The sequence below is a fragment of the Sulfurimonas sp. genome (assembly GCF_023229105.1).
GTDB lineage: Bacteria > Campylobacterota > Campylobacteria > Campylobacterales > Sulfurimonadaceae > Sulfurimonas.
Genome location: NZ_JALNZY010000103.1, coordinates 1 through 5,883, shown reverse-complemented (window position 1 = coordinate 5,883; position 5,883 = coordinate 1). Strand labels below are relative to the sequence as shown.

3 protein-coding genes, 1 tRNA gene and 1 pseudogene are annotated in these 5,883 nt (G+C 36.6%); 4 read left to right on the top strand and 1 reads right to left on the bottom strand.

Annotation, left to right across the window (positions count from 1 at the left end):
• Positions 1-36 precede the first annotated feature (36 nt).
• Positions 37-120, bottom strand: a tRNA-Leu gene (locus tag M0Q17_RS10520).
• Between the two features lie 151 nt (positions 121-271).
• On the opposite strand from M0Q17_RS10520, the gene M0Q17_RS10515 reads away from it, so the two are divergent.
• From M0Q17_RS10515 to M0Q17_RS10500, 4 genes and pseudogenes are all read left to right on the top strand, one after another.
• A complete protein-coding gene (locus tag M0Q17_RS10515; RefSeq protein WP_295086635.1) occupies positions 272-2,410 on the top strand; it encodes a flagellar biosynthesis protein FlgL in 2,139 nt (712 codons plus the stop codon).
• Between the two features lie 101 nt (positions 2,411-2,511).
• Entirely contained in the window at positions 2,512-4,713 is a 2,202-nt protein-coding gene (locus tag M0Q17_RS10510; protein ID WP_295086633.1) for a DNA translocase FtsK 4TM domain-containing protein, read from the top strand.
• Positions 4,713-5,105 (top strand): DUF3820 family protein, encoded by a 393-nt coding sequence (locus tag M0Q17_RS10505; protein WP_295086631.1) that lies wholly within the window; start codon positions 4,713-4,715, stop codon positions 5,103-5,105. Before M0Q17_RS10510 ends, M0Q17_RS10505 begins: the two co-directional genes overlap by 1 nt.
• A 123-nt stretch (positions 5,106-5,228) precedes the next feature.
• Positions 5,229-5,883: pseudogene (locus M0Q17_RS10500) on the top strand (aconitate hydratase B); the annotation flags it as partial.

The window sequence follows — 5,883 nt, the reverse complement described above, 5'->3', positions numbered from 1 at the left end:
TTTTGAAAGCCCTATTTTTAGGGATTTAAAGAAGTATGGTACCAGAGAGGGGATTTGAACCCCTAAGCCCGAAGGCAGCGGATTTTGAATCCGCCGTGTATACCGTTCCACCACTCTGGCTTAAAAACGAAATAATAGTGACTTATTACTTAAATCTAAGTTATGCACTCAAAAAGTAAATGGATTTTTGCCGATATAGTTTGAGTGGAACTTATTTTGCTTAATATTTTATATATTATTTGCATATAAGATAAAAATTATGGGGTGTGCTATGAGAATTACAAGCAATATGTATTACAAGAGTATATATTCTCAGAGTAATTCACAATTAACTGAGAATCTTTTTAATGTAAATAAGCAAATAGCATCAGAACTCAATATTCAGTATGCTCATGATGATATAAGAACATTTACTGAAACCATGAGACTAGATAATGAGATATCAACCCTCGGACAGGTAAAAAACAGCACTAAGAGTGCTCTTAAAATGTCTGATCAATCAGATGCTATTTTAAATGAATTTGAAACATCTATGAATCGTATGAGAACTCTTTTGTTGGGTGCCGCAAATGAAACTAATAGTGAGGCTTCTCTTGATGCAACTGCTCAGGAGCTTAGATCTATAGAAGAACATTTTAGAAATTTGGCAAATACTTCTATAAGTGGGCAGTATATTTTTTCAGGTTCTGCCGTTGATGTAAAGCCGATTTCGGAAGATGGTTCGTATATGGGTAATGACGGATTATTAAAAGCATTTACCGGTTCAAAAACATCACAACAGTACAACATAAGTGGAGATGAGCTTTTTCTTGGTGAAAAGAAGTTGGTAAAAAGAGAAGTAACGACAAATGTTGTTCAAACTAACTTAAGTATGAAATATCCTGATTTCTTAGATTCTGCCGTGCAAGGCAATTCTAGGCATATTACAAGTAGTGATACCATTCGTGATTTGATGGGAGATGGCGATAATGTGGTAGACGTAGGAGTGCCAAAGCACTTCTTTTATATCAGTGGAACAACAAGCAGTGGAACTTCTTTCAAAGAAAAAGTTTCTATGAGCGATGATGAGAAGATTGACGATCTGCTAAAAAAAATTGGTGATATATATGGGAACACTCCTGAAATTAATGTTGTTAATGTCAGTATGAATCTAAATGGGCAAATTGTAATAGAAGATAAGATAAAAGGCTCAAGTAAAATAGATTTTCATATGGTTGGTGCCACTGATTTGCAAAATGGCGGAACAGCATTGGATGAGGCTAACATAGACAATTTGGCTGTCTATGGCGCAAACGTAGGGCAAATCGACAATCTAGGCTTGGGTGAGACAAGCTTTGATAAAATAATGTTTGGTACTTCAACAGCGGCAAATTCGAATCTTCATGTAAAAGAGTTTATGAAATCATCTTTAACCTCGGCTGATAGCGTTGCCGCAACAAACGGTATCGAAGGCACTATATATGACAGAACCCAATTTAGTAAAGATGGTGCAAGACTCTCTTCTGCAACTCCGCAAATTGTTAAAGAGACAAATGCATTTGCGACTGCTTCAACTAAACTCTCAGAAGTAGCGGACCTCTCTCAAGGAGTGGCGGGAACACTTAACGGAACATCTTTTGTCGTGGAGGGAACCGATGTTAACGGAATTGCTTATAGTGCACAGGTTGATTTATTAGCCGGAGGTTCAACCTTTAGTGTTGGTGGCAATACTTACAATATCTATAATGCTGAAACGCCAAGAGCAGCTGTAGATGGCGATAAGATGACATACAAGCAGTTTATGGATGTCGTAAATATGCTCTCTACTAATAAGCTGCCAGCTAATACACCGGGAAGTTCAGCAGAATATGATGATGCTATTAAGGCGGCTGATATTATGGGGAGGACATTTTTAAGTCATGACGGGAAAATGCAGTTTGAAGAGATTGGCAAAAGCAATACAAAAGCAACACTTGCAATCTATGATGCAAACAGTGCTGATTTTAGTGCTGATGCTTCTGTTATGACTTTTAATACAAATAATGCCATAACTGTGCGTGATCCAAAGACAGATTTTTTTAAGACTTTAGATGAGATTATAAAATCAGTTGAAAATTACAAGCTCTATCCAGACAGCAGTTCTGGAGATGCAAGGAACGTAGGTATAGAAAACGCTATAGCCATGATGGATGACCTTCAAGATCATGTTTACAGAGCCCACTCTCAGGTTGGTGTACAGACAAATGCATTAGACACATCATTGCAAAGAACTGAACTTCTAGATATAAGCTCTAAAAGCTTAAGATCAGCTATAATTGATACAGATATGGCTGAGGCTTCACTGACTTTGGCAAAACTAAATACTAATTATGAAGCAATGCTCGCAACGGCGGCTAAAGTTTCAAAACTTAGTTTAGTCTATTATCTGTAATATAGCCCAAAAAATCCTTTATAAAGCATTTTTTGTTATACTTCACTTTCATTAATACCGATTAAATTTAATCTTTTTAAGGTAAAAAAGGAAGTTATAGTTTGAAAGACACTATATTTATAATAAGTTTTGGTATATTAGTATACCTTGGATTTGCTACGCTTTTAGGAGACACTGCTCTAATGGGCAGTTATGGGGCTACATTTGCTTCATATAATCATAAATATTTTGGTTATACGTCTTACATATATATTTTCGCTTTTATGATTCCTCTTTACTATTTTTATAAAGACAGCAGATTAAATATAAGAAAAATTGAGCTGATAGTTGCCTCTTTTTTGGTGCTTTTTTCATTCTTATTAGCTCAGGCACTGCTTATAACAGATAACTTGCGCGGAGAAATCGGTGCCAATTTTTCTGACTTTCTATCTCCATATATAGGAACATTCGGGCTTTGGACTTTTTGGTTTATTATCACGCTTTTGCCTGTGGTTATTGTTTTTGATAAAAGTGCTCATGAGATGGTGGATATATTTTTAAATAAAGTAAAAAAGAGATTTTTCAATCCTCAAAGCATTGCATCTAAAGAGATGAAAAAACAGAATAAGAGCAGATACGTAGAAGAAAAAAAAGCTGAGCAGAAAAATCTCCAAAAACAGGAGTTTAACAAAGATATTTCTGATGATTGTTTTGAGGAGGAGATAGATAAACCGGCTTACCTCAGAAAAGAGGTTGTCTCAAAAAAAGAGCAGCCAGAAGCACGCACAAAGTTACCTGAGGTAAAACAGCAAAATATAGTGGAACTTGTAAATGAGATAAAAGAGCAAAAAAATGCAATCATAGTTGATGAGCTTGAAGAAAATGCAAAACTTTTAGAGTCTATTGAAAAAGGAGAGGTTGAAAAGCCGAAAAACTTTAAGCTTCCTTCTGTTGACTTTTTGCAAAAACCAAACAATAAAACACACAGCGTAGATGAGAGCGAGTTGGATGGTAAGATAAAATTTCTTATAGAAAAACTTGCACATTTTAAGATAGAGGGCGATGTTGTAAGAACATATGCAGGTCCGGTAGTTTCAACTTTTGAGTTTAAGCCCGCGGCAAATGTAAAAGTTTCTCGCATTTTAAATCTTCAAGACGATTTAGCGATGGCTCTCTCGGCCGAGACTATCCGTATACAAGCTCCAATTCCAGGTAAAGATGTTGTCGGAATAGAGATACCAAATGAAAAAATAGACACAATTTTTCTTAGAGATTTAATCGATAGCAAGCTTTTTAAAGAGTCCTCCTCTCCTCTTACTATCGTGCTGGGAAAGGATATAGTAGGAAAACCCTTTATAACGGATTTGAAAAAACTCCCCCACCTCTTAATAGCGGGAACAACCGGAAGCGGTAAAAGTGTAGGGATAAATGCCATGATACTCTCGCTTTTATATAAAAATTCGCCTGATCAGCTTAGACTTCTTATGATTGACCCTAAGATGCTTGAGTTCTCTATCTACAACGATATTCCTCATCTGCTAACTCCCGTTATTACAAAGGCAAAGCAAGCTATTGTTGCTCTTAACAATATGGTTGGAGAGATGGAGAGACGCTACTCTTTAATGAGTGAAAACAGAACAAAAAATATAGAGAACTACAACGACAAAGTTAAAAAAACCGGCGGCGAGCACCTTCCATATATTGTTGTAATCATAGATGAATTGGCTGATTTGATGATGACAAGCGGAAAAGATGTCGAACACTCTATAGCGAGATTGGCGCAGATGGCAAGAGCATCGGGGATACATCTTGTTGTGGCAACTCAAAGACCTTCCGTGGATGTCGTAACAGGACTTATCAAAGCAAATCTTCCCTCTCGCATCTCGTACAGAGTAGGGCAGAAAGTTGACTCTAAGATTATTTTAGACCAACAGGGTGCGGAATCACTTTTAGGAAAAGGGGATATGCTTTTTACTCCTCCCGGCTCAACGGGCTTGGTGCGCCTACATGCACCATGGAGTACAGAGGAGGAGATAGAAAAAATTGTAGATTTTATAAAATCACAAAGAGAGCCAAACTATGACAAGCGTTTTTTGCTCGAAGAGAGTGAAGATAATTCATCATCAAACGACACATACGAGGAGCTTGATCCTCTCTTTGGCGAAGCTAGAAATGTTGTTTTAACAGATAGAAAAACTTCTATATCCTATCTTCAAAGAAAACTTCAAATTGGTTATAACAAATCCGCAAGACTTATAGAGCAACTAGAGGGAGAAGGGGTGTTGTCCTCTCCAAACTCCAAAGGTATCCGTGAAATACTCTAATGCATAAAGCACATTTTATTTTTACTAGATTTCACAACTCCTTTAGTGTACATGTAGAAAATTTAGAGCAATTATCTGTAGAGCAGATACAAGCTATAGAGTCCTTTGTAAAACTCAGAAAGGGCTTTTTTGATTTTGGCACTTACGCTTTTGTTATTCAAAAAAGATTAGAATTTAGCGAGTTTGTATCGCTTTTACAAAAGAGTTCAATCAATGCAGTTTGTGAAGAGAATTTTCTAGTAGCACAGCAGACGCAAAGAGTTGAGTTTGGAAAATACAAGGGACTATGCTATAAAGATTTGCCAGATTCTTATCTTTTATGGTTAAAAAGTAACTATAGCGGTAAAAACAGAGAGATAATTGATGCCGAATTAAATTTTAGAAATCTATAGTGTTACAAAAATAAACACATTTTGAATAATATTCATTGCCTATGTTTACTTTTGTAACACTGTCATCTTAGCGTTTGTATATTTAGTTATAATCTCCTATTAAATTTATAAACAGGAATAACAATGGCATTTTTACAAGCATATACAGCGCATGAACAAGAAAGAGCGGAACTTGGCGTACCGCCGCTTCCACTTTCTGCTAAGCAAACAGCAGAATTAATAGAGTTAATTAAGAGCAACTATACAGATGAGCTATTGGACCTTCTTACAAATCGCGTATCTCCGGGTGTTGATGATGCAGCATATGTAAAGGCTGCCTTTTTAAATGATATTGCATCTGAAAAAATAGCTGTTAAGGGAATTGCTCCTGCGCATGCGGCTAAAATCATGGGTATGATGCTAGGTGGTTACAATGTTAAACCTCTAGTAGATTGTTTAACTTCTGCAAATAGCGAAGTTGTTAAAGCTGCTGTTGAAGCTCTTAAGCACACACTTCTTGTTTATGACGCATTTAACGATGTTGAAGAGTTGTATAAAGCTGGGAATCCCCATGCAGTAGAAGTTATGAACTCATGGGCAAATGCCGAGTGGTTTACTTCTAAGCCCGCGCTTGCGGATGAGATTACGGTTACTGTATTTAAAGTTCCTGGCGAGACAAATACGGATGACCTCTCTCCTGCTTCTGAAGCGTTTACCCGTTCTGATATTCCACTCCATGCAAACTCTATGCTTGTAGCAAAGATGGACGACCCTATCAATACTATTAAAAAATTAAAAG

Coding starts and splice junctions, on each gene's coding strand:
- M0Q17_RS10515 (WP_295086635.1), top strand. CDS start 272: ATGAGAATTACAAGCAATATGTATTACAAGAGTATATATTCTCAGAGT.
- M0Q17_RS10505 (WP_295086631.1), top strand. CDS start 4,713: ATGCATAAAGCACATTTTATTTTTACTAGATTTCACAACTCCTTTAGT.